Below are 20506 nucleotides of genomic sequence, written 5' to 3' on the forward strand. Positions count from 1 at the left end.
ACAACCGGCCCTTGTCGACTCAGCCCTTGGCGAGCTTGTCGAGCTGAGCCTGCATCTCCGACATCTGCTTGCGCAAGAGTGTTAACGCTTCCTCGCTAGCGGATTCGCTTTTCGGTTGAGTCGCGGGCGCCTCGTCGGGGCGCTGCTGGGTCGGGGTCGGCGGGGCGAACGCGAAGGGCGAGAACATCTTCATCGCCCGGTCGAAGAGCTGCAGGTTCTGGCGGATCTGCTCCTCGTAGGCCGCCATGCCGCCGGCCTGGCCGAAGGTCGAGAGCTGCTGACGGAGCCGCTCCTGCTGCTGGGTGAAACTCTGCATCGAGAGCTCCAGGTAGCTGGGCAGGAACGCCTGCATCGAGTTGCCGTAGAAGCTGATCAGCTGCCGGAGGAACTGGATCGGAAGCAGGTTCTGGCCCTGGCTCTTCTCCTCCTCCTCGAAGATGATCTGGGTGAGGACCGTGCGCGTGATGTCCTCGTTGGTCTTCGCGTCGTAGACCACGAAGTCCACGCCCTGCTTCACCATTTCCGAGAGATGCTCGAGCGTCACGTAGCTGGACGACGCGGTGTTGTAGAGCCGCCGGTTGGCGTACTTCTTGATGACGACGCGCTCGCCGGACGCCGCGTCCGAGCCCGTGCCCTGGGTGTCAGCCATCCCTGATCCTTGTCGTGGCCCCTGAAGCTGGAGGCCCTCTTTCGCAGCGCACTATCGCGCATGCGAGCGCATAAGCAAATGGCATCGCCAAAAGCGCGAAAGCGCCTTGCCGTCCGTCGGCGGCGAGCCGATAGATGAAGGCAGGGCCGTCTGAAAAAAGCTTCGGGATCAACCATGACCGACATCGTCATCGTCTCCGCCGCCCGCACGCCGGTGGGCTCGTTCAACGGCGCGCTGTCCGGCCTGCCGGCCCATGACCTGGGCAAAGCGGCCATCCAGGCCGCGGTGGAGCGGGCCGGCATCCAGGCCAGCGACGTCCAGGAAGTCATCATGGGCCAGGTGCTGCAGGCCGGCGCCGGTCAGGGTCCGGCGCGCCAGGCGGCGGTGAACGCCGGCATCCCGGTGGAGGCTCCGGCGTGGAGCCTGAACCAGCTCTGCGGCTCGGGCCTGCGCGCGGTGGCGCTGGCGGCCCAGCAGATCCTCGACGGCTCGGCCGACATCGTCATCGCCGGCGGCCAGGAGAGCATGAGCCAGTCGCCCCACGCCCAGCAGCTGCGCGGCGGGCAGAAGATGGGCGACCTGGCCCTCGTCGACACCATGATCAAGGACGGCCTGTGGGACGCCTTCCACGGCTACCACATGGGCCAGACCGCCGAGAACATCGCCGCCCGCTGGCAGATCACCCGCGAGGACCAGGACAAGTTCGCCGTCACCTCCCAGAACCGGGCCGAGGCGGCGCAGAAGGCGGGCAAGTTCAAGGACGAGATCGTCCCGGTGACGATCAAGGGCCGCAAGGGCGACACGGTGGTCGCCGACGACGAGTATATCCGTCACGGCGCGACGATCGAGGCGATGGCGGGCCTGCGGCCGGCGTTCAACAAGGAAGGCTCGGTCACCGCGGCCAACGCGTCGGGCCTGAACGACGGCGCGGCCGCCCTGGTGCTGATGAGCGCCGAGGAAGCCAAGAAGCGCGGGCTGAAGCCGCTGGCCCGGATCGCCTCGTGGGCCCACGCGGGCGTCGAGCCCGAGATCATGGGCACGGGTCCCATTCCCGCCAGCCGCAAGGCGCTGGAGAAGGCCGGCTGGAAGGTCAGCGACCTCGACCTCGTCGAATCGAACGAGGCGTTCGCGGCCCAGGCCCTGTGCGTCGTGCGCGAGCTGGGGCTGGATCCGGCGAAGGTGAACGTGAACGGCGGCGCGATCGCCATCGGCCACCCCATCGGCGCCTCGGGCGCCCGGATCCTGACCACGCTGCTGCACGAGATGAACCGCGGCGACGCAAAGAAGGGTCTAGCGACGCTTTGCGTCGGCGGCGGCATGGGCGTCGCCATGTGCGTCGAGAAAGTCTGATTGTCCGAGCGGCGGACCAACCGCCCCCGGGGATGAGTTGCGCAGGGAGGTAAGGACGGCATGGCCAGGGTAGCGCTGGTCACGGGCGGAACCCGTGGCATCGGTCGGGCGATCGTCGAGCGGCTGTGCGCCGACGGGATGAAGGTGGCGGCCGGCTATTCCGGCAACGACGCCGCGGCCGAGGCGCTCAAGCGCGAGACCGGCGCCATGGTCATCAAGGGCAACGTCGGCAACTTCATGGACTGCAAGCACGCCGCCGAGGCCGTCGAGCGGGAGCTCGGGCCCATCGACGTGCTGGTGAACAACGCCGGCATCACCCGCGACGGCGTGTTCCACAAGATGACCTCGGAGCAGTGGAGCGAGGTCATCCGCGTCAACATGGACTCCCTCTTCAACATGACCCGGCAGGTCATCGAGGGCATGCGCGACCGCGGCTGGGGCCGGATCGTCAACATCTCGTCGATCAACGGCCAGAAGGGCCAGATGGGGCAGACCAACTATTCGGCCGCCAAGGCCGGGATGATCGGCTTCACCAAGGCGCTGGCGCTCGAGAACGCCCGCAAGGGCGTCACCGTGAACTGCATCGCCCCCGGCTACATCGACACCGAGATGGTGCAGGCGGTCCCCGAAAAGGTTCTGGAAGGGATCGTCGCGCAGATTCCTGTGGGCCGACTCGGGACCGGCGACGAGATCGCCGACATGGTCGCGTTCCTGGCCGGCGAACGGGCAGGCTATGTGACGGGGGCGACGCTATCCCTCAACGGCGGACAGTACATGGTCGGGTGAAAGCCCTCGCCGCGTCGAAAAAACGCCCCGATCCACGGGCATCTGCTGACCTGTCATGAAAGGTGAGCGGACGGCGTCGAGGAGGGCCATGGTGGCGGCGCTGCTGGGCGCCGTGGCGCTTGGCGCGCCCGCGGCGGCCGACGCCGGCCCGGTCGATCGCCTGCGGGACAGCCTGGCCAGGCGGTCCGGCGGCCAGGTGGCCGGCCCGCCCGTCGCCCGCTTCGTGTCCGAGGAAGGCCGGGTCTTCGTCCTGGACCGCACCCAGCCCACCCCCATGCTCAAGTTCGAGGACAGCCCCGAGGTGTGGGTGCTGGCCCCGAGCCCCGCGCCCCGGGGCGACGTGATCTACAAGGACGAACTGGGCGAGCCCGTCCTGCGCGCCACACGCCTGGGCGGGCTCACGCTCTTCTCGGACGAACGACCCAACGGCGAGGCCGTCTCGCTGGCGGGGGGCGGCTTCCCGCTGCGGCTCGCGCCGCTGAGCCCCGGCGCCCTCGGCGAGCGGCTCCTGCAGGCCAGCTACCGCTCGGGCCGGGTGGCGCGGCGCACGATCGTCTTCGAGGCCCGCCGCGTGACGCCCGCGGGTTCGGCCCTGGTGGGCGACGCCGCCCTCGTCACCAGCCTCGCCTTCATCCGCATGGCGGCCGAACGCCGCGGCGGCCGCAGCGTCTTCGGCCAGTTCAACATCGTGCGGTTCGAAGAGGGCAAGAAGCCCACCGTGACCCTCAAGGACGGCGTGCTCCGCATCGTCGTCGCCCCGTCCCAGGGCCTCGCGGGCCGCCCGTCGTCGAAGCGCATCATGCAGGTCGCGGCGGGGCGGTAGGGGGACAATGTTCCGTCTCTGTTCTTGACAAAACGGCCTTTTTCTGAGACCCTTTTCTCTTGGGCTTCTCAGCATGAGGCCACACGTCGAGGAAATCCATGGTCAAGCCGTCGCCGCGCGCACCCGCGCGATCGTCTTCAGATCCTCGTATGCCGCCTCCCGGCGTTGGTGGCGTTTTCCCTCACCCGTTCTCCAGCTTCCCCACATCATCGTCCCTGCTGCTGAGCGCCCTTCGCCAGGCTTCGCCGAGCCTGAGGATGACCGTTTCGCGAGGTGGTCAGTGGAAGTCTCGGGTACCTAGCGGCAACGGCATTGGGGGCTCAGCAAAGCACCAGGGACGCGGCCCTCGTCGGCGTAGGTCTCGCCGATACGGCGATGACCGGACGTGCGCCCCGAGGCGGCTTCCCGCGTAGTGGGCCTCCCCCGAGGCGCTCTGCACCGGAGCCGCCTCATCTGCCGCGAGAGCCGATAATGTATCGTGAGCTTGACGCGTTTGGGAATCCACAGGGCACGAGTGCATTCGTCACGCGTGACATGGTGGGGCCGGGGCGAAGGGCCGACCGCCGAATTCAGCCACCCGGTTGGCAGGGCGATGGCCGGAGGTACCGTGAGGCGCGCGGTCACCTGCACGCCGCTCAGCTGGACGGGTCATACAACGACCGTCGAAACTTCGTGACCCTGCGTCAGGATCCCACAAACAACAGCCACATGAAGGTCTTCGAGAACGATGTGGCTCGCAGGGCCAGGTCCGGGGAAGTGGTCGAGTACTCAGTGACACCGATCTACGACGGTCGTGGCGGCGCAAAGCCGCCTGGCATGATTCTCATGACAGCCCGCGGCTCTCGGCGCTCCACGGCGAAGGTCATCGCAAACCCCTCTGGCCTGCGCCGGTGAGTATCGCGCGCCTCATCGCCGCCGCGCCGCCGCCCGAGCGGCCCGGCGAGCCGTTCCTGGGTCCCTGGGAGCCCCTCGAGCGCGAACTTCAGACGGCCCTTCCACCGGACTACAAGGACTTCGTTCGGCTCTACGGGCACTGCTATTTCATGCAGTTCCTGAGCGTAAACCTTCCGCGATCGAGGAATCCAAACGTCCGACTGGAGCATCAGGCGTCCCGGGTCTGCAAAGTCATGCGCGAAGTCGGCGAGGTCCCCTATCCCCTGTGGCCGGAGAAGGGCGGCCTTCTTCCGTTCGGGGGCACCGATAACGGCGATGAACTCTGCTGGCTGATGCGTGGCGAGCCGCGGGATTGGACGATCGCGATCCATGATCACGACAACGCCGGCATCGAGTTGATCGCTTGCGACCTTACTGACTTTCTCAGCGGCTTGGCGACAGGCACGCTAAGGCCTGAGTCCTTCCCCGACCTCGTGCCCTGGGACCCGCCCTTCTTTGTCTCCAGTCTGGACCCGCCGTTCACCGTCCAGGCGAGTTGGAGGATGGGCAGCTTCGGGAGGGCTGGGCGTTCGCCAATGGCGAAGCGCGAGCAGTTCTAGGGCGCTCGCGACGACGGCCACGTTTGCGACATCCCCTCTGGCCGTCGCGAGCGCCCATCGGCCCCGAGGTCTGCGCCCCTGATGCGTCAGCCCTTGAAGTTGTCCTTGGCCTCGCGGACGGCGGCGAAGGCCTGGTGGTCGGGGGCGCCCGCCGCGCCCACCTTGGCCGCCAGGGCCGGCGCGCGCAGGAACGGGTTGGTGGCCTTCTCCAGGCCGATGGTGGTGGGCACCGTCCACTCGCCCTTCTCGCGGGCCGCGAAGATCTGGGCGGCGCGGTCCTTCAGGGCCTGGGACTCGTCCACCGAGAGCGCGAAGCGGGCGTTGGAGGCGGTATACTCGTGGGCGCAGTAGACGGTAGTGTCGTCGGGCAGGGCGGCCAGCTGCTGCAGGCTCTCCCACATCTGCTCGGCGGTCCCCTCGAACAGGCGCCCGCACCCCAGGGCGAACAGGGTGTCGCCCACGAAGGCGATGCGGTCGGCGTCGTCCACGAAGCTCACGTGACCCAGGGTGTGCCCGCCGGTGTCCAGCACCCGGAATCGGGTCTCGCCCAGCTCGACCACGTCGCCCTGGCCGACCTCGCGATCCAGGGGGGCGATGCGGGTGACCTCCTGCGGCCCGACGATGGTGCAGCCCGTGACCGCCTTGATGTCGGCGTTGCCGCCGGCGTGGTCCGGGTGCCAGTGGGTGTTGAGGATCATGTCCAGCTCCCAGCCCAGCGTCTCCAGCTCGCGCAGGATCGCCGCGGTCTCGGGCGTGTCGATGCAGGCCGTCTTGCCGGTGGCTTCGTCGCGCACGAGGAAGCCGTAGTTGTCGGAGAGGCAGGGGAACTGGTGGACGGTCAGCGGCATGGGAAGCTCCGGGGGCGGCACACGATTTAGGCTGGTCGAGCGCGCCCGTCGAGCCTAGCCAGGGCGCATGCGTCGCGACGTGCTCGAGCTTCGCCAGTTCTACGCCTCCGATCTCGGCCGGGCCGCGCGCGCCATGGTCGAGCGCAAGCTGCTGGAAGCCTGGGGCGACGCCCACGGCCTCGACCTGCTGGCCCTGGGCTATGCGACGCCGTTCGTGGGCCCGCTCAGCGCGACCGCCCGGCGCGTGGTGGCCGGAATGCCGGCGCAGCAGGGCGTGGAGGTGTGGCCCGCCGAAGCGCCGAACCTCGCCACGCTCACGCCCGAGGACGCGCTGCCGTTCCAGAACGCGCTGTTCGACCGCGTGCTGGTGGTCCACGGGCTGGAGGAGAGTCCCGACCCGGTCGGCTACCTGCGCGAGGTCTGGCGCGTGCTCGCACCGTCCGGCCGGGCGATCATCACGGTGGCCTCGCGCAACGGCCTGTGGGCCAACACCGAGAAGACGCCCTTCGGCCATGGCCGCCCCTACACCCGAAGCCAGCTCGCCGAACTGCTCCGCGACGCCGACCTGGAGCCCTCGGGCTGGACCCGCGCGCTGTACGTGCCGCCCGTGGGCTGGATGGCCGGCTGGGCCGAGGGGTTCGAGCAGGCGGGATCGCGGCTCTGGCCGGGCTTCGCGGGCCTGCTGCTGATGGAGGCGGTCAAGCAGACGTTCGCGGTCAAGCCGCAGGGTCACCGCGTCCGGGCGCCGCGCCCGGTGCTGCTGCCCGCGCCCGGCGTGACCGCCGCCTCGCGAGGACCGCTGGCGCGTCGGCGACGAAGGCCTTAGCGTTAGGGTCCGACAAACCCGCTCTTGGTTCGGAGGCCAGGTCGCATGAAGCTGATCATCGCGGTCATCAAGCCCAGCCGGCTCGACGCCGTGCTCGACGCGGTGACCGAGGCCGGCGCCTCGGGCCTCACCGTGACCGAGGTGCGGGGCTACGGCCGCCAGCGCGGGAAGACCGAGGTGTACCGGGGCGCCGAATACGAGGTGAAGCTGCTGCCCAAGGTGAAGCTGGAGATCGCCGTGCCGAGCGACATCGCCGATGCGGTGGTGGAGGCCATCCAGTCCACCGCGAACACCAACAAGATCGGCGACGGCAAGATTTTCGTCCTGGACCTCGAGCGGGCGCTGCGCATCCGCACGGGCGAGCAGGACGCCGCGGCGATCGCGGGCTGACGACGCTCCGAGCCATCTTGCGGGCCTGGGCTGCGGCCGTCCTGCTGCTGGGGGTCGTGGGCGGCGCGCCGGCCGCGGCGGCCGACCTCACGACCGGCCAGGTCGCCGAGGCGCTGAGGCGGCACGTCTGCTTCAGCCGCGTCTGGTGGGGCGATCCCTACGCCCGGCTGGGCCAGACCGTGACCGTCGACGTCCGCCTCGCCGGCCCGACGGCCTACGCCTGGAGCGAGGACATGCGCGCCGTGCCGCGCACGCCCAAATGGGCCGACAGCTACGTCCTCGTCGGCCGCTCGGCGGGCCCGGTGGTGACCCAGCGCTCGGGCTACAACATCGATCTCCTGCGCGGCGAGCCCGCCTACGAGCGTGACCGCCGGCGCGTCTATGGCGGCCGCACCGAGCGCCTGCGGCTCGAACTGCCGGCGGCGTGCGGGCCGAGGTTCGACCCGGAGACGCCGCTGAAGGCCGAGATGCGGGCGATGATCGTCGCCAGCCTGACCAACGCCGTGAAGACCTGGGGCCGGCGCCCGGCCGGCGGCCAGGTGCGCGTCACCGTCGCCGACTTCAACGTGGACTATCCCGAGGCCTTCGCCCTGCGCCAGGACACGGGCGAGGTGCTGCGCCTCACGCTGATCTCGAACGACCCCTTCAGCTACCTCGGCGGAACCGGCCGCCAGTACCTCGTCACGCCCGCCCCACGCGGCCCGGTCGCCATCCAGCTCCGCCGCCTGATCCTCAAGCACGGCCGCACGCAGACGATCCGCGTCCGGTGAGGGGCGGCGGGAGGCTCGGCCTCACCCTCGAACCGACCCACCCTCTCGATGGCGGGGGCGGCGCCCGCGAGCGTCGCCGCCGAGCTCTTTCCGGACCCACGGAGTCTATGGGTCCCGGTGTTCCGCTGCACGGAAACCGGGATGACAGCCGCAAGGAGAGCGCCTCACTCGGAACCGCACGCGTCAGGCCCGGCTCCCCGCCGCCCCGCCTAGCGCCGGCGGGGCTTCTTCGCGGGCGGCGCTTCGGGCCTGGGCAGCTCCACCTCGCCGAAGAGGTTCTGCGGAGGCGCGGCGCCCGTCGACGGTTCGGCCCGTCGGCTCAGCAGGAAGAGGGCGGTTTCGGCGCGCCAGTTCTCGATCGGCGCGCGGGGGTCGATCGGCCGGGCCGGCTTGCCGCCGCTCAGCGAGGCGCAGGCGTCGATGCGCAGGCCCAGGGTGTCGCACAGGCCGACGAAGTCGCGCAGCGTGCACAGGTGGATGTTCGGCGTGGAGTACCACGGCTCGGGCAGCACGCCCGTCTCGGGCATCCGGCCGCGGGAGAGCAGAGCCCAGCGGACCTTCCAGTGCCCGAAGTTCGGCACCGAGACGACCGCCTGCTCGGCGATGCGCAGCAGTTCCGACAGCACGTGCTTGGGGTCGCGCATCTGCTGCAGCGTCTTCGACAGGATCGCGTAGTCGAATCCGCGGCTGGGGAAGTGGTCCAGGTCGCGGTCGCCGTCGCCCTGCACGACCGACAGGCCGCGGGCTACGCAGTGGGCGACCCCCTCGGGGCTGATCTCCAGGCCCTGCCCGTCCACCTGCTTTTCGCGGGTGAGCAGCTCCAGCAGCTCGCCGTCCTCGCAGCCGATGTCGAGCACGCGGGCGCCCGGGCGCACCAGCTTCAGGATCTCGGCGAAATCCTCGCGCACGCTAGGAAAGGCCCCGCGCCTGCGCCTGGGCGCCGAGGAAGCCCTTCAGGGTCGCGTCCAGCAGGGGCTCATCCAGGAAGAAGGCGTCGTGGCCCTTGTCGGTCTCGATTTCGGCGAAGCTGGTGCGGCAACCGGCGCCGTTGAGGGCGCGGACGATGTCGCGGCTCTCCGACGTCGGATAGAGCCAGTCGGACGAGAAGCTGAGCACGCAGAACTTCACGTCGCGGGCGCGCACGAAGGCCTGGGCCAGCACGCCGCCGTAGCCCGCCGCCAGGTCGAAGTAGTCCAGCGCGCGCGTGATGTAGAGGTAGCTGTTGGCGTCGAAACGGTCGACGAAACTGGTTCCCTGGTGGCGCAGGTAGCTTTCCACCTGGAAGTCGGCGTCGAAGCCCCACGACAGGCCGTCGCGCTGCAGCTCGCGGCCGAACTTCCGCTGCAGCGCCGCCTCCGAGAGGTAGGTGATGTGCGCGGCCATGCGCGCGACCGCGAGACCCTTCTCGGGCCGCACGCCCGCCGCCAGGTAGGCCCCGCCGCACCAGTTGGGGTCGGCCATGATCGCCTGGCGGCCCACCTCGTGGAACGCGATGTTCTGCGCCGAGTGGCGGGCGGCGGCCGCGATGCAGACCACGCTGAAGATCTTCTCGGGGTAGTCCGCGGCCCACTGTAGCGCCTGCATGCCGCCCATGGACCCGCCGATCACCGCGAACAGGGTCTCGATGCCCATCGCCTCGATCAGCATGGCCTGGGCCCGCACCATGTCGGCGATGGTGATCACCGGGAAGCTGAGGCCGTAGGGCTGGCCGGTCCGGGCGTCGATGGACGCGGGGCCGGTGGTCCCCATGCAGCCGCCGACCACGTTCGTGCAGACGATGAAGTGGCGCTCGGGGTCCAGCGGCTTGCCGGGTCCGACGAACCGATCCCACCACCCGGGCTTGCCGGTGATCGGATGGGTCGAGGCGAGGTGCTGGTCTCCCGAGAGCGCATGGCACACCAGGACGGCGTTGGTCCTGTCGGCGTTCAGGGCGCCGTAGGTCTTGTAGCCGATCTCCAGCGGCGCGAGCTGGGCGCCCGAATCGAGGCGCAGCGGACGGCTCGCGGGGAACCGCCAGGTCCCGCCGCCCACCTCGATGTCCGCCTGGATCGGGCCCTGCGCCGTCATGGCTCGCCTTGGACCGCGCGCCCCCCACGGTGTCAATGGGGGTGTCAATGGCTTGCGAAGGCCCGCGCCTAGGCTATGAACCTCCGGGGTAGGGAGCGTCCATGGATCGGCTGATCCTCTTCCGGCACGGCAAGGCCGAACCGGATTCCGACAGCGGCGACGACTTCGACCGGCGGCTCGCGCCCCGGGGCGTGGAGGAGTCGGCCGAGATGGGCGCCCATCTGGCGTCGCTCGGCTTCTCGCCCGATGTGGTGCTGGTGTCCCCCGCCGCGCGGACGCGGGAGACCTGGGCCTCGATGCAGGGGGCGTTCCCCTCGGCGCAGTCGCGCGTCGAGGAGCATCTCTACCACGCCGACTCGGTGACCATCCGCCGGTCGGCCCAGGCCGCGCGCGAGGGCCGCGGCATCGTGATGGTGGTCGGCCACAATCCGGGCCTGCAGGAACTCACCATCCAGCTGCTGCAGGAGGGCGGCGCGCCGCAGACCCTGATCGGCCGCGCCCAGCGCAACTTCCCGCCGGCCGCGGCGGCGGTGTTCCTGTTCGACGACAACGGCCGCCCGCACTACGACGGGCTGTTCTTCCCCGGGCGGCATCATTGAGGATCTACAAGATCCTGCCCCGCGCCGAGTGGGCGCAGGCTGAGGCGGCGGGACGGTTCGAGGGTTCTGCGGTGGACCACGCGGACGGCTACATCCACTTCTCCACGGCGCGGCAGGCGGGCGAGACCGCCCGCCGCTACTTCGCCGGGATCGCCGACCTGGTCGTGCTCGAGGTCGAGGGCGAGGATCTGGGCGACGCGCTGCGCTGGGAGCCGTCCCGCGGCGGCGACCTCTTTCCGCACCTCTACGGGGCGTTGCCTGCGAGCCTCGTGCGCGGCGTCCACGAGGCGCCGCTGGGCGCCGACGGCGCGCCGCAACTCCCGTCGCTCGCATGACCGCCGACCTGCACGGCTTCGCCACCCGCCTCATGCGCAGCCTCGACCCCGAGGACGCGCACGGCCTGGCGATCCGAGGGCTGAAGGCGGGGCTCGGCCCGCGCGCGCCGGCCGACCCGCCGATCCTGGCGACGCAGCTCGCCGGGCTGCGGCTGCCCAACCCGATCGGGCTTGCGCCCGGCTTCGACAAGAACGCCGAGGTCTTCGGCCCGATGCTCGCCGCAGGGTTCGGCTTCGTCGAGTGCGGGACCGTCACGCCGCGGCCCCAGGTCGGCAATCCGCGTCCCCGGCTGTTCCGGCTCTGGCAGGACCGGGCGGTCATCAACCGCATGGGGTTCAACAACGAGGGGCTCGAGGCCTTCGCCGCCCGCCTCGCGCGGCGGGGCGCGGGCGTGGTCGGCGCGAACCTGGGGGCGAACAAGGACTCCGAGGACCGCCTGGGCGACTACACCGCAGGCCTGCGCCGGCTCTGGGGCATGGCCTCGTACTTCACGATCAACATCTCGTCGCCCAACACGCCGGGCCTGCGCGCGCTGCAGACCCGGGCCGCGCTCGACGAACTGCTGGGCCGCCTGATCGCCACCGCCGACAGCCTCCCGCAGGGCGTGGCGGTCCCCATGTTCCTGAAGGTCGCGCCCGACCTCGAGGACGAGGAGATCGGCGCCATCGCCGACACCGTGGCCGCGCACGGCCTCGCCGGCGTCATCGTCTCCAACACCACCGTCAGCCGGCCGCCCCTGATGTCCCGGCACAGGGACGAGACCGGCGGCCTGTCCGGCGCGCCGCTCATGGCGCTGTCGACCGCCGTGCTGGCGCGGTTCCACGCCGCCGCGGACGGCCGCTTCCTCCTGATCGGCGCCGGGGGAATCGGCTCGGGCGCCGACGCCTACGCCAAGATCCGCGCGGGCGCGGCCGCCGTGCAGCTCTATTCGGCCCTGGCCTACGAGGGTCCCGGACTCGTCCGCCACATCAAGCGCGACCTGGCCGCCCTCCTGCAGGCCGACGGCTTCCTGTCCGTGGCCGAAGCGGTGGGCGCCCGCTAGTTCGACCGCGCAGTCTAGCCGCCGGCCGCGTGGCGCATTAAGTCGAAAGGACAATGGCGGAGCGACCGAGCGAGGCTTTCGAGCGGATCAGGCGCCGCCTCATCTGGCCCGGCGGCCTTTCCGCTCGCCTGCTGGTCCTCACCGTCGTGTTCGCTGCGCTGGGCGGGGCCATGGCGATCCCGCCCGCCATGGCCGCCTACGAACAGCAGTGGCTGCTCGACCGGGTGCGGGCCGCCGAGCTGGCGTCCCTCGCGCCCGAGGTCGCTCCGGACCGCGTCGTGTCGGAACAGCTGAAGACCCAGCTGCTGGAGGGCGCGGGGGTCGAGATCGTGGCCGTCTCCATCGACGGGGCCCGCAGCCTCGTTTTCGCCGCCAACCGCCCCGCGCGCGCGCCCTATGTGGTGGACCTGCGCCCCCGCGCGGCCGGGCTGGCCCTGTTCGCGCCGTTCCAGACGCTGCTGGGCGAGGGCGGCCGCGTGCGCGTCGTCGCCGAGCCCCGCTTCCGCAAGGAGGCCGACTTCATCGAGTTCGTGGCCAGCGACACCGAGCTGAAGCGGGCGCTGGCCAGCTACCTCTGGCGGCTGGTGGCGATCGTGGCGGGCGTGTCGGCGCTGGCCGGGTTCGTGGTCTATCTCGCGCTGAACCTCTTCCTGGTCCGGCCCATGCAACGGATCACCTTCGCGATGGAGCGCTTCCGCGCCGATCCCGAGGATCCGGCCGCCCACATCCAGCTTTCGGGCCGTCGCGACGAGATCGGCCGCGCGGAAGCCGAGCTGGACCGGATGCAGGCGGACCTGCGCGCGGCCCTGCAGTCCCGGGCGCGCCTGGCGGCCCTGGGCGAGGCGGTGGCCAAGATCAACCACGACCTGAAGAACATGCTGACCTCGGCCCAGCTCGCCTCGGAGCGGCTGGCCGCGTCGAAGGATCCGACCGTCAGCCAGGCCCTGCCGCGCCTGGAGCGCGCGCTGGACCGCGCGGTCAAGCTCGCCGCCGACGTCCTGGTCTACGGCAAGACCGAGGAGGCTGCGCCCGAGCCCCTGGTCGTGCGCCTGGCCCCCGCCCTGAAGGAGGCCGCGGCCGAGGCGCGCCTGCCCGACTCCGGCGTGCGCCTCGTCTCGAAGGTCGCGGCGGCCGACCAGGTCACGGCCGACCCGGACCAGCTGCACCGCATCCTGGTGAACCTGCTGCGCAACGCCCGGCAGGCGATCGAGCACCAGGACGGCCGGGAGTCCCCGGGGCGCATCGAGGTGTCGCTGGAGACCGCGGGGGGATCCAGCCTCATCCGGGTGTCCGACAACGGTCCCGGCGTCCCCGAGCGCATCCGCGAGCGTCTGTTCCAGCCCTTCGCCGGCTCGGGCCGCCCCGATTCCACCGGCCTCGGGCTGGCGATCGCGCGCGAGCTCGCACAGGGGCACGGCGGGGACCTGACGCTGTCGGTGACGGGACCCGAGGGCACGGTGTTCGAACTGCGGCTTCCCGACGCGCCGCGCCCGCGGCCCCGCCCGCGCCGGACGAAGGCCGCAGCCTAGAGCCTCACCCGTTCAGACGGAACCGTCTGAACGGGAAAATGAGGCTCTAGATCAATAGTTTGAGCGCGTTCCGAAAACCGGTCCCCACTTTTCGGAACGCGCTCTAGCCGCCTCGCCTCAGCATCCAGCCGTCGACTACGGCGCGCGCGCCACGCCTTCGCGTCGGGGGTCGGCGCCGCCGCGCAGGCCCTGCGGGGTCACCTCGACGCCGTGCAGGCCCGACCCCTCGGCGCCGAAGCCCGAGGTCAGCTTGACGCCCTTGGCCTCGAGCCCCGCGCGCAGCTCGGGCGAGAACTTCTCGACCTCGGCGGCGTAGAAGCTGCCGCCCGCGATGAGGTTCGGAAGCGCGATCGCGTCGGCCATCGGCATCTTCCAGTCCAGCACGCCCACCAGCGCTTTCAGGGTGTAGGCCAGGATCGAGGGGCCGCCCGGCGAGCCCACGGCGGCGACGAAGCGGCCCTCGCGGTCCAGCACGATGGCCGGCGACATCGACGAGCGCGGCCGCTTGCCGGGCGCCACCGCGTTCGCCGCCGGGGCGCCGTCGCGGTCGGTCGGCGTGAACGAGAAGTCGGTGAGCTGGTTGTTGAGGAAGAAGCCGCCCACCATCCGGCCCGATCCGAAGACGCTCTCCACGGTCGTCGTGATCGAGGCCACGTTGCCCCACCGGTCGACCACGACGAAGTGGCTCGTCCCCGAGACCTCCCGGGTGGCGTCCGGGGCGCGCGGGCCCGCGCCGCGGGGTTTGCCGGGCGCGACGGTCGCCGCCGCCACCGGCCCGATCAGCTTCGCCCGCTCGGCCACGTAGGCGCGGTCCAGCAGGCCTTCGGTGGGCACCTCCACGAAGTCGGGATCGCCGACGTAGCGGTCGCGGTCGGCGTACATCAGCCGGCTCGCCTGGCTGAACAGGTACCAGCCCTCCACCGTGTTCGGGTGGCGGGCGATGTCGGTGTTCTCGAGGATGCCCAGCGCCTCCAGGACCCCCGGCCCGCCCGCCGGGGCCGGCGGCAGGCAGACGACGTAGACGCGGTACGGACGGCACAACGCGGGGGAAGCCTTGGGCCTGTAGGCCTTCAGGTCCGCCAGGCTCAGCGCGCCGGGCATGGCGCCCTCGCGGACCTTGGCCACGATGGCCTCGGCGATCTCGCCCTCCAGCAGGGCCTTCGAGCCTTCCTTAGCGATCTTGCGCACGGTGGCGGCGTAGGCCGGGTTCCGCAGGATGTCGCCGGCCTGGATCTTCGTCCCGTCGGCCTTGGTGAAGTACTTCAGCGCATCGGGCTGGGCGGCCTGCGGCGCGCGGCTCGAGGCGGCGGCGGCCATCCGGTTCGGCACGGGGAAGCCCTGGTCGGCCAGGCGCTCAGCCTCGCCGAACAGATCCTTCCAGGCCAGCTTGCCGTGCGCCTTCTGCGCCATCTCCAGCATGGCGACCGCCCCGGGGGCGCCCGTCGACCGGCCCGAGACGATCGCGGCGCCCTTGTTCAGGGGCTGGCCGTTCTCGCCGTAGAACAGGGTGGGCGTCGCCGCGGCGGGCGCCGTCTCGCGGCCGTTGTAGGCGGTGACCGCCTTCGTGCGGGCGTCGTAGTAGACGAGGAAGGCGCCGCCCCCCAGGCCCGAGCTCTGCGGCTCCACGAGGCCCAGGACGGCCTGCACGGCCACCGCGGCGTCGGCCGCCGTGCCGCCGGCCCGCAGCACCTTCAGCCCCGCCTCGACCGCCATCGGATTGGCGGCGGCGACCATGGCCTTCGCGCCGGCGGGCGCCGCGGCCGGCTTCGGCGGCTGGGCGGTGGAGGCGTGCGGCAGGGCGCAGGCGGACAGGAGCGCGGCGAGCGCGAGCGGCAGGAACGACGGCTTCACGGGACGGGCAGGCTCCTCGGGCGCTTCGCGCGCGTGGTCGGCGGGAGACGCCACAAATCACGAGCCCAGGCCGGCGTCCATCCCGGCGGCCGTTCCCGCGTGGACAAGGCGCCGCGCCTCGTGCGACGTCGGCGCATGGTCGGAACAGGGGCGGGGGCGGGCCCGCGCAACCTCATCACGGATGTGGCGGGCCTGCGGGTGGGGCAGGCCGAGGATCTCGCCGTGCGCACCGGCGTCACGGTCATCCTGCCGGACACGCGCGCGGTCTGCGCCGCCGACGTCCGCGGCGGGGCGCCCGGGACGCGCGAGACCGACGCGCTCCAGCCCGAGAACCTGGTCGACGCCGTGGACGCGGTCGTCCTCTCCGGCGGCTCGGTCTACGGCCTCGCGGCGGCCGACGGCGTGACGGCCTGGCTGGGCGCGCGCGGCCGCGGCTTCGGCCTGGTGGAGGGCATCCCGAAGTCGCCCGTGGTTCCGGCCGCGATCCTGTTCGACGTGGCCAACGGCGGCGACAAGGGCTGGGGCGAGGCGCCGCCCTACCGCGACCTTGGCCGCCGCGCGGTCGAGTCGGCCGGCCCGGCGTTCGCCCTCGGTACGGCGGGCGCGGGGGCCGGGGCCATGGCCGGGACGCTGAAGGGCGGGATCGGGTCGGCCTCGGCGGTCACCGCGGACGGCTACACCGTGGGCGCCATCGTGGCGGTCAACAGCTGGGGCTCGGTGGTCGCGCCGGGCGGCCGGACCTTCTGGGCCGCGCCGTTCGAGGTGGGGACGGAGTTCGGCGGCCTCGGCCCGGGCGGGCTCGCCGGGCCCCCCGACGCCTGGGGCCCGGCCAAGCGGCCCTCCGAACAGCGCAACACCACCATCGCCTGCGTGGCGGTCGACGCGGCGCTGACGCCCGCCCAGGCGAAGCGGCTCGCGGTGATGGCGCAGGACGGCCTGGCGCGCGCCATCCGGCCCGTCCATGCGCCGTTCGACGGCGACGTGGTCTTCGCGCTCTCCACCGCCGCGCGGCCGCTGGCGGAGCCCGCGCCCTACACGCTCGCCCGCCTGGGCGCGCTGGCCGCCGACGTGCTCGCGCGGGCCGTCGCGCGGGGGGTGTTTGAAGCCACGCCGTGGCCGGATGCGTACGTGTCCTGCTGGCGGGACCTTCCGGCCTAGGTGGCCCCCTGCTAGTTTCGCGTAACGGGTTGTTTCAGGAGAGTTCCCCCATGCGTCCGGGTCTCAAGCTCGCCCTCGTCGCCGGCGTCGCCGCTTTCGCGTCCACCGCCACGGCCCAGCAGAAGGTGACCGGCCCCGTGGCCGTCTACTGGATGAGCGCCCAGACCCAGACCGGGTTCGGGATGCCGGCCATGGGCGGCGGCGGCCAGCCCGACGCGGGCGCCATGATGCGGATGATGATGGGCGGGGGCGGCGGCGCCAACAAGTCGCTCACCCTTCAGCTCGGCTCCAGCCAGACCGCCGCCGCGCCGCAGGCCGAGCACCTGCCGCCCAGCGCGCTGCAGGCCGGGGCCAGCCTGCCGCTGCTCACGCCGAAGACCGCGCCGACGCCGGTGGGCGAGCCGGGCCAGATCCCGCGCGAGTACCAGAAGCCGCGCGGCAAGATGCTGATCTTCTGGGGCTGCGGCGAGCGCGCCAGGCCCGGCCAGCCGGTGGTGATCGACTTCGCCCAGCTCGCCTCCAACCCCGCGGCCGCCGCCAATGCGTTCCGCGGCATCGACTTCCGCCCCATGCAGCCGCCGGCGCCCGGCCGCAACCGCACCTACGGCGAGTGGCCCAACGAGCGCACGCGCACCGCCGTGCCGTCCAACGGCTCGCTCGTGGGGCCGCACACCATCCAGGGCAACTACAGCCCCGAGATCAGCTTCATGCTGAACGCCGAGCAGGACTTCCTGGGCCCGCTCAACCTCAACACCAACGCCCGCAACGCCGCGGGCGGCGTCGACCTGGGCTGGAACCTGGTCGGCAACGCCCAGGCCTATCTCGCCACCGCGGTGGGCGGCGGACGCGACACCGTCGTGATGTGGACCTCGTCCGAGACCCAGGCCGCGGGCTTCCAGATGCCGGACTACCTCTCGGGCGGCGAGATCACCCGCCTGGTGGCCAACAAGACCCTGATGGGGCCCGCCACCCGCGCCTGCAAGGTGCCCAAGGAGGTGCTCGACGCCATGCCCGAGGGCGCGGGCCTCGTGCAGCTCGTGGCCTACGGCGGCGAGGCGAACTTCGTCCACCCGCCCCGGCCGGCGGACCCCAAGGTGACGTGGAACCAGCAGTGGGCCGTGAAGGTGCGCTACCGCTCGGCCACCGGCGGCATGCTGGGCATGGCCATGCCGCAGATGCCCGGCGGCCGCGCGGCGAACTACCCCGGCGCGCCGTCCGGCCAGCAGCCCCCGGCCCAGCCGCCCAAGCCGCCGTCCGCCGGCGACATCCTTCGCAAGGGCATCCTGGGCGGCCTGCCGATCCCGCGGCCTTGAGGGCGCCGAAAAACCGCGCGGAGGGGGCTTGCGCTCCCTCCGCCCTCCCACTAGGTTCCGCGCCCTCGCCGAAAGGCCAGACGCGCCCGTAGCTCAGCTGGATAGAGCATCAGACTACGAATCTGAGGGTCGGACGTTCGAATCGTTCCGGGCGCGCCATTTCTTCCCATCGTCACCGACCGTCGCGGCGCTCGTGGGCCGCGCCGACGCCGTGCACCGAAAGCGCGGAGGCCGGGGTGCTCGCGATCGCGCCGATGTCATCCGGCGTGAAGTGATACAAAGCGAAATTGCGGCCCAGCACCTCCTGGGCAAGCAGCTGATTCTGGCTGAGTTCGGGCGCGTAGCCGAACTTGTCCTCGAACCTGAGGTCGCCACTGCGGCCGTCCGGGTACCAGTAGCTGTCCCCTGGAAGGGCGTCTCGCGCCCGGGGGCCGAACTCGCGGCGCTGGCCATTGATGGTGCTCCTGAGGTTGCCCAGCGCCTCGCCCAGGCGCCCCTTCGCCTTGAACGCAAGGCTATCGACCAGAGACGACCCAAGCTGTCCGCTGCTCCTCCCACGACACCGCCGGCCACAGCACTCTGTCCGGCCTGGTCGAACGCGAGGGGGCGTCCGTTCAAGACGTCCTGACTCGCGGATGTCACCCAGCCATCCAGGGTCCCCGCCCGTTGCGCTCCAAGCGGAAGGGCGACAACGCCTGCGACGCCTCCCAACGCCGCACCTCCGAGGTCTCCGGGCGACGATCGGCGGTTTGCGGCTGAATCGGACAAGACCTGCACTCCGGCCCCCGTCCCGGCGCCGGCGCCTAGCAGGGCAAGCATCTCATGGCGCGATAGGCGCGCTGCGCCCGGCAACCGGACCGAGGGAGCCCGCCCCCGCATCAGCGCAAGCACGACGGCCGCCGCTTGCCCGACTGCCTGCGCGGTCCGCCGATTTTCGGCGTCGTATCTGTTTCGTGCCTGCTCTCGAGCGTAGTTGGATCTGTAACGCTTCTCCCAGCCACCGATGCCTCCGGGCGCGACAAGCGCGTCCATGCCGGCGGCAAAGTGATCAATTCCCCCGAATGTCATGGTGTTCGCCGCAGCGCGGAACGCAGTCTCCACCTGCGATGCGGCTTCATGCAAAGCGCCAGTTACAGGCGCCATCCGAAAGGCGGGTGTCGCCGACGACTTTGGCGCGCGCACGCCACGATATGACCTCTGAGCCATGCAGAACCCTCCTCGCGGTGACCTGGGGCGCGACGGTCGGCCGCCGCACCAGCCCAAGCTTAGCCCCAGCGGTCAAGATGGAAAGAACAAAAAAAGAACAAAAAGCGCTTGCTGTTGGCTGATGTTCGACCATTCTTCTGCCTCCCATCAGCTCGGCTTTGACCCCTTAAGGTGGAGGCGCCCGGTGCATTCGTTCTCAATCTGGCATGTGCTAACGGTCCTGCTCGCCTTCAGCGTGGTCATACCTACTGCGCGGGCGTTGCGGCGGGCGGGGCTGAGTCCCTGGTGGGCCATACTCACCCTGATCCCCGTGGTCAGCTGGTTCGCAATCTGGGCGTTCGGCTACGTCCGCTGGCCGAAAGTCGACCCGGCGACGTGATCCACGTGGCGGGGTCGGGACCCGCTTAGCGCGGATGCGGGCGCTGCAGGTTCGCATCCCGCAACCGTCCATGGCCCAGGTCGCCGCGACTTGGCTGCAAGGGCGGCGCCGCGGCAAAGCTGAACGCCGCAATCCGCGCGCCCTCCGTGTCCTCTTGGACGGCCGTCAGTTCGATGTACTTCCAGACGGACGCCAGGCACACGGCGGCGGCGTCGGTCGCGGACGGCGGCAACAGCAGGCTGAGACTGATGTCCCAATCCCGCGACGCCGGCTCATAGTGGAGTTGGCCCACACCCAGGAGCGCGCCAGGGCCGATCTTCAGGTTCGGGGTAGGTGAGATCCAGATCCGGGCGCGTTCCCCTCGGCTGTGATCCAGCGCCCGGCCCCGGATGTCGAAGCTCGGCGAATAGCTGAGGCCCCCTTGAAAACTGTACTTCCGGGGGGAGCGGCTCGGCCAGGGCCCCAGGTGCTGCCACCGCTCCCAGGCTTCGATCTCGATCACGAGGCGTCCAGCGTCCGGCAGGGCCTTGTCGGCTTCACTCGGCATCGGCCCAGGATCGCAGGTTCGGGTGGATATCGGCCGCGAAGCTGTAGCTCTCGACCTTGGCGCTCCGGGGACCCTCGTCGAACGTCCCGATGTCCAGGTGTCTCCAGGCGGAGGCCAGGGAGGTCGCGGTCGCGGCAACAGCCTCCTCGGGCAGCATCAGGGTCGCCTCGAAGTCGATCTCGCCGCCAGGTGCGAGCACGTTCAGGCGGCCCACCTGCTGCAGTCCTCCGCGGCCGAAGCGGACCCGGGGGCCGAACGGCGAGAGGGTGACGGTCATCGACTTGCCGCGCAGCGCCTTCGGCGCGCGGACGCGGGCGCGGATCGTGAAGTCGCGGCCGTAGTCCAGTCCCGGGAAGGGCGCCTTGGGTCGCGTCGCCTTCGGATCGACGGCGACGCGCAGGTTCCAATTCCAAGTCAGGATGTAGAGCAGGATCCGCCCGTCGAAAAAATCGGGATCGAGCGCGGCGTTCGGAGGAGCCTCGGGCACCTCGGTGCTCGTACTCTTTTTGTTCCCATCTGGCAACCGCCCGTTTCCCCAGTCCGC

22 protein-coding genes and 1 tRNA gene are annotated in these 20506 nt (G+C 71.1%); 16 read left to right on the plus strand and 7 right to left on the minus strand.

Features of this window, described 5'->3' with window-relative positions:
* Nucleotides 1-19: 19 nt before the first annotated feature.
* The gene (gene phaR / locus AC2D8W_RS07890) at nucleotides 20-649 is read right to left on the minus strand and encodes a polyhydroxyalkanoate synthesis repressor PhaR (RefSeq protein WP_484671086.1); all 630 of its coding nucleotides are present in this window, start codon (nucleotides 647-649) and stop codon (nucleotides 20-22) included.
* Between the two features lie 174 nt (nucleotides 650-823).
* Here phaR and AC2D8W_RS07895 point away from each other — a divergent pair, with 174 nt between their 5' ends.
* The 5 genes from AC2D8W_RS07895 (at nucleotide 824) to AC2D8W_RS07915 (ending at nucleotide 5101) form a co-directional block, all read left to right on the plus strand.
* The gene (locus AC2D8W_RS07895; RefSeq protein WP_484671087.1) at nucleotides 824-1999 is read left to right on the plus strand and encodes an acetyl-CoA C-acetyltransferase; all 1176 of its coding nucleotides are present in this window, start codon (nucleotides 824-826) and stop codon (nucleotides 1997-1999) included.
* Between the two features lie 60 nt (nucleotides 2000-2059).
* Complete coding sequence (gene phbB / locus AC2D8W_RS07900) at nucleotides 2060-2785, plus strand: acetoacetyl-CoA reductase (RefSeq protein WP_293483957.1); 726 nt, start codon at nucleotides 2060-2062, stop codon at nucleotides 2783-2785.
* Between the two features lie 88 nt (nucleotides 2786-2873).
* Nucleotides 2874-3608: a DUF4908 domain-containing protein gene (locus AC2D8W_RS07905; protein WP_293483955.1), complete on the plus strand. Its 735-nt coding sequence runs from the start codon at nucleotides 2874-2876 to the stop codon at nucleotides 3606-3608.
* Nucleotides 3609-4079: 471 nt separating this feature from the next.
* Entirely contained in the window at nucleotides 4080-4502 is a 423-nt protein-coding gene (locus AC2D8W_RS07910; RefSeq protein ID WP_484671088.1) for a DNA/RNA non-specific endonuclease, read from the plus strand.
* Complete coding sequence (locus AC2D8W_RS07915; protein WP_484671089.1) at nucleotides 4499-5101, plus strand: SMI1/KNR4 family protein; 603 nt, start codon at nucleotides 4499-4501, stop codon at nucleotides 5099-5101. The genes AC2D8W_RS07910 and AC2D8W_RS07915 overlap by 4 nt, the downstream gene beginning before the upstream one ends.
* A gap of 86 nt (nucleotides 5102-5187) precedes the next feature.
* Here AC2D8W_RS07915 and gloB read toward each other — a convergent pair whose 3' ends face one another.
* Nucleotides 5188-5949 carry a hydroxyacylglutathione hydrolase gene (gene gloB, locus AC2D8W_RS07920; protein ID WP_293483951.1) on the minus strand — a complete coding sequence of 254 codons (762 nt, stop codon included), beginning with the start codon at nucleotides 5947-5949 and terminating at the stop codon, nucleotides 5188-5190.
* A 67-nt stretch (nucleotides 5950-6016) separates the two neighbouring features.
* Here gloB and AC2D8W_RS07925 point away from each other — a divergent pair, with 67 nt between their 5' ends.
* The 3 genes from AC2D8W_RS07925 to AC2D8W_RS07935 are packed head-to-tail and all read left to right on the plus strand — an operon-like array spanning nucleotide 6017 to nucleotide 7935.
* Entirely contained in the window at nucleotides 6017-6775 is a 759-nt protein-coding gene (locus AC2D8W_RS07925) for a class I SAM-dependent methyltransferase (protein WP_293483949.1), read from the plus strand.
* Nucleotides 6776-6820: 45 nt separating this feature from the next.
* A complete protein-coding gene (locus AC2D8W_RS07930; RefSeq protein ID WP_293483947.1) occupies nucleotides 6821-7165 on the plus strand; it encodes a P-II family nitrogen regulator in 345 nt (114 codons plus the stop codon).
* A 17-nt stretch (nucleotides 7166-7182) separates the two neighbouring features.
* Nucleotides 7183-7935: a hypothetical protein gene (locus AC2D8W_RS07935; protein ID WP_484671090.1), complete on the plus strand. Its 753-nt coding sequence runs from the start codon at nucleotides 7183-7185 to the stop codon at nucleotides 7933-7935.
* 209 nt (nucleotides 7936-8144) lie between these two features.
* Here the strand turns inward: AC2D8W_RS07935 and metW are convergent, their stop codons facing one another.
* Together metW and metX are read right to left on the minus strand one after the other, a co-directional pair.
* Nucleotides 8145-8843, minus strand: a complete 699-nt coding sequence (gene metW / locus AC2D8W_RS07940; RefSeq protein ID WP_484671091.1) for a methionine biosynthesis protein MetW — start codon at nucleotides 8841-8843, stop codon at nucleotides 8145-8147.
* Nucleotide 8844: 1 nt separating this feature from the next.
* Nucleotides 8845-10002 carry a homoserine O-acetyltransferase MetX gene (gene metX, locus AC2D8W_RS07945; protein WP_484671092.1) on the minus strand — a complete coding sequence of 386 codons (1158 nt, stop codon included), beginning with the start codon at nucleotides 10000-10002 and terminating at the stop codon, nucleotides 8845-8847.
* Between the two features lie 101 nt (nucleotides 10003-10103).
* On the opposite strand from metX, the gene AC2D8W_RS07950 reads away from it, so the two are divergent.
* The 4 genes from AC2D8W_RS07950 to AC2D8W_RS07965 are packed head-to-tail and all read left to right on the plus strand — an operon-like array spanning nucleotide 10104 to nucleotide 13508.
* Nucleotides 10104-10601, plus strand: coding sequence for a SixA phosphatase family protein (locus AC2D8W_RS07950; RefSeq protein WP_484671093.1), 498 nt, complete (start codon nucleotides 10104-10106; stop codon nucleotides 10599-10601).
* Complete coding sequence (locus AC2D8W_RS07955) at nucleotides 10598-10936, plus strand: DUF952 domain-containing protein (RefSeq protein WP_484671094.1); 339 nt, start codon at nucleotides 10598-10600, stop codon at nucleotides 10934-10936. Before AC2D8W_RS07950 ends, AC2D8W_RS07955 begins: the two co-directional genes overlap by 4 nt.
* The gene (locus tag AC2D8W_RS07960) at nucleotides 10933-11979 is read left to right on the plus strand and encodes a quinone-dependent dihydroorotate dehydrogenase (protein WP_484671095.1); all 1047 of its coding nucleotides are present in this window, start codon (nucleotides 10933-10935) and stop codon (nucleotides 11977-11979) included. The genes AC2D8W_RS07955 and AC2D8W_RS07960 overlap by 4 nt, the downstream gene beginning before the upstream one ends.
* Before the next feature lie 53 nt (nucleotides 11980-12032).
* Complete coding sequence (locus AC2D8W_RS07965) at nucleotides 12033-13508, plus strand: sensor histidine kinase (protein WP_293479211.1); 1476 nt, start codon at nucleotides 12033-12035, stop codon at nucleotides 13506-13508.
* 135 nt (nucleotides 13509-13643) lie between these two features.
* Here the strand turns inward: AC2D8W_RS07965 and ggt are convergent, their stop codons facing one another.
* Nucleotides 13644-15359 carry a gamma-glutamyltransferase gene (gene ggt, locus AC2D8W_RS07970; protein WP_484671096.1) on the minus strand — a complete coding sequence of 572 codons (1716 nt, stop codon included), beginning with the start codon at nucleotides 15357-15359 and terminating at the stop codon, nucleotides 13644-13646.
* 135 nt (nucleotides 15360-15494) lie between these two features.
* Between ggt and AC2D8W_RS07975 the strand changes: the two genes are divergently transcribed.
* The 4 genes from AC2D8W_RS07975 to AC2D8W_RS07990 all read left to right on the plus strand — a co-directional run bounded on the left by AC2D8W_RS07975 (nucleotide 15495) and on the right by AC2D8W_RS07990 (nucleotide 19415).
* Nucleotides 15495-16517: a P1 family peptidase gene (locus tag AC2D8W_RS07975; protein ID WP_484671097.1), complete on the plus strand. Its 1023-nt coding sequence runs from the start codon at nucleotides 15495-15497 to the stop codon at nucleotides 16515-16517.
* 50 nt (nucleotides 16518-16567) lie between these two features.
* Nucleotides 16568-17830 (plus strand): hypothetical protein, encoded by a 1263-nt coding sequence (locus AC2D8W_RS07980; RefSeq protein WP_484671098.1) that lies wholly within the window; start codon nucleotides 16568-16570, stop codon nucleotides 17828-17830.
* 82 nt (nucleotides 17831-17912) lie between these two features.
* Nucleotides 17913-17989, plus strand: a tRNA-Arg gene (locus AC2D8W_RS07985).
* A gap of 1231 nt (nucleotides 17990-19220) precedes the next feature.
* Nucleotides 19221-19415, plus strand: coding sequence for a Sec-independent protein translocase family protein (locus tag AC2D8W_RS07990; RefSeq protein ID WP_484671099.1), 195 nt, complete (start codon nucleotides 19221-19223; stop codon nucleotides 19413-19415).
* A 25-nt stretch (nucleotides 19416-19440) separates the two neighbouring features.
* Here AC2D8W_RS07990 and AC2D8W_RS07995 read toward each other — a convergent pair whose 3' ends face one another.
* Together AC2D8W_RS07995 and AC2D8W_RS08000 are read right to left on the minus strand one after the other, a co-directional pair.
* Nucleotides 19441-19962: a hypothetical protein gene (locus AC2D8W_RS07995; RefSeq protein WP_484671100.1), complete on the minus strand. Its 522-nt coding sequence runs from the start codon at nucleotides 19960-19962 to the stop codon at nucleotides 19441-19443.
* Nucleotides 19952-20449, minus strand: a complete 498-nt coding sequence (locus tag AC2D8W_RS08000) for a hypothetical protein (protein ID WP_484671101.1) — start codon at nucleotides 20447-20449, stop codon at nucleotides 19952-19954. Before AC2D8W_RS08000 ends, AC2D8W_RS07995 begins: the two co-directional genes overlap by 11 nt.
* Nucleotides 20450-20506 lie beyond the last annotated feature (57 nt).

This window comes from Phenylobacterium sp. T106 (assembly GCF_057219735.1).

Bases quoted from the DNA above. Each gene is read 5' to 3' on its own strand.
- phaR (WP_484671086.1), bottom strand. From the start codon at position 649: ATGGCTGACACCCAGGGCACGGGCTCGGACGCGGCGTCCGGCGAGCGC.
- AC2D8W_RS07895 (WP_484671087.1), top strand. From the start codon at position 824: ATGACCGACATCGTCATCGTCTCCGCCGCCCGCACGCCGGTGGGCTCG.
- phbB (WP_293483957.1), top strand. From the start codon at position 2,060: ATGGCCAGGGTAGCGCTGGTCACGGGCGGAACCCGTGGCATCGGTCGG.
- AC2D8W_RS07905 (WP_293483955.1), top strand. From the start codon at position 2,874: ATGGTGGCGGCGCTGCTGGGCGCCGTGGCGCTTGGCGCGCCCGCGGCG.
- AC2D8W_RS07910 (WP_484671088.1), top strand. From the start codon at position 4,080: ATGTATCGTGAGCTTGACGCGTTTGGGAATCCACAGGGCACGAGTGCA.
- gloB (WP_293483951.1), bottom strand. From the start codon at position 5,949: ATGCCGCTGACCGTCCACCAGTTCCCCTGCCTCTCCGACAACTACGGC.
- AC2D8W_RS07925 (WP_293483949.1), top strand. From the start codon at position 6,017: ATGCGTCGCGACGTGCTCGAGCTTCGCCAGTTCTACGCCTCCGATCTC.
- AC2D8W_RS07930 (WP_293483947.1), top strand. From the start codon at position 6,821: ATGAAGCTGATCATCGCGGTCATCAAGCCCAGCCGGCTCGACGCCGTG.
- metX (WP_484671092.1), bottom strand. From the start codon at position 10,002: ATGACGGCGCAGGGCCCGATCCAGGCGGACATCGAGGTGGGCGGCGGG.
- AC2D8W_RS07950 (WP_484671093.1), top strand. From the start codon at position 10,104: ATGGATCGGCTGATCCTCTTCCGGCACGGCAAGGCCGAACCGGATTCC.
- AC2D8W_RS07960 (WP_484671095.1), top strand. From the start codon at position 10,933: ATGACCGCCGACCTGCACGGCTTCGCCACCCGCCTCATGCGCAGCCTC.
- AC2D8W_RS07965 (WP_293479211.1), top strand. From the start codon at position 12,033: ATGGCGGAGCGACCGAGCGAGGCTTTCGAGCGGATCAGGCGCCGCCTC.
- AC2D8W_RS07975 (WP_484671097.1), top strand. From the start codon at position 15,495: ATGGTCGGAACAGGGGCGGGGGCGGGCCCGCGCAACCTCATCACGGAT.
- AC2D8W_RS07980 (WP_484671098.1), top strand. From the start codon at position 16,568: ATGCGTCCGGGTCTCAAGCTCGCCCTCGTCGCCGGCGTCGCCGCTTTC.
- AC2D8W_RS07995 (WP_484671100.1), bottom strand. From the start codon at position 19,962: ATGCCGAGTGAAGCCGACAAGGCCCTGCCGGACGCTGGACGCCTCGTG.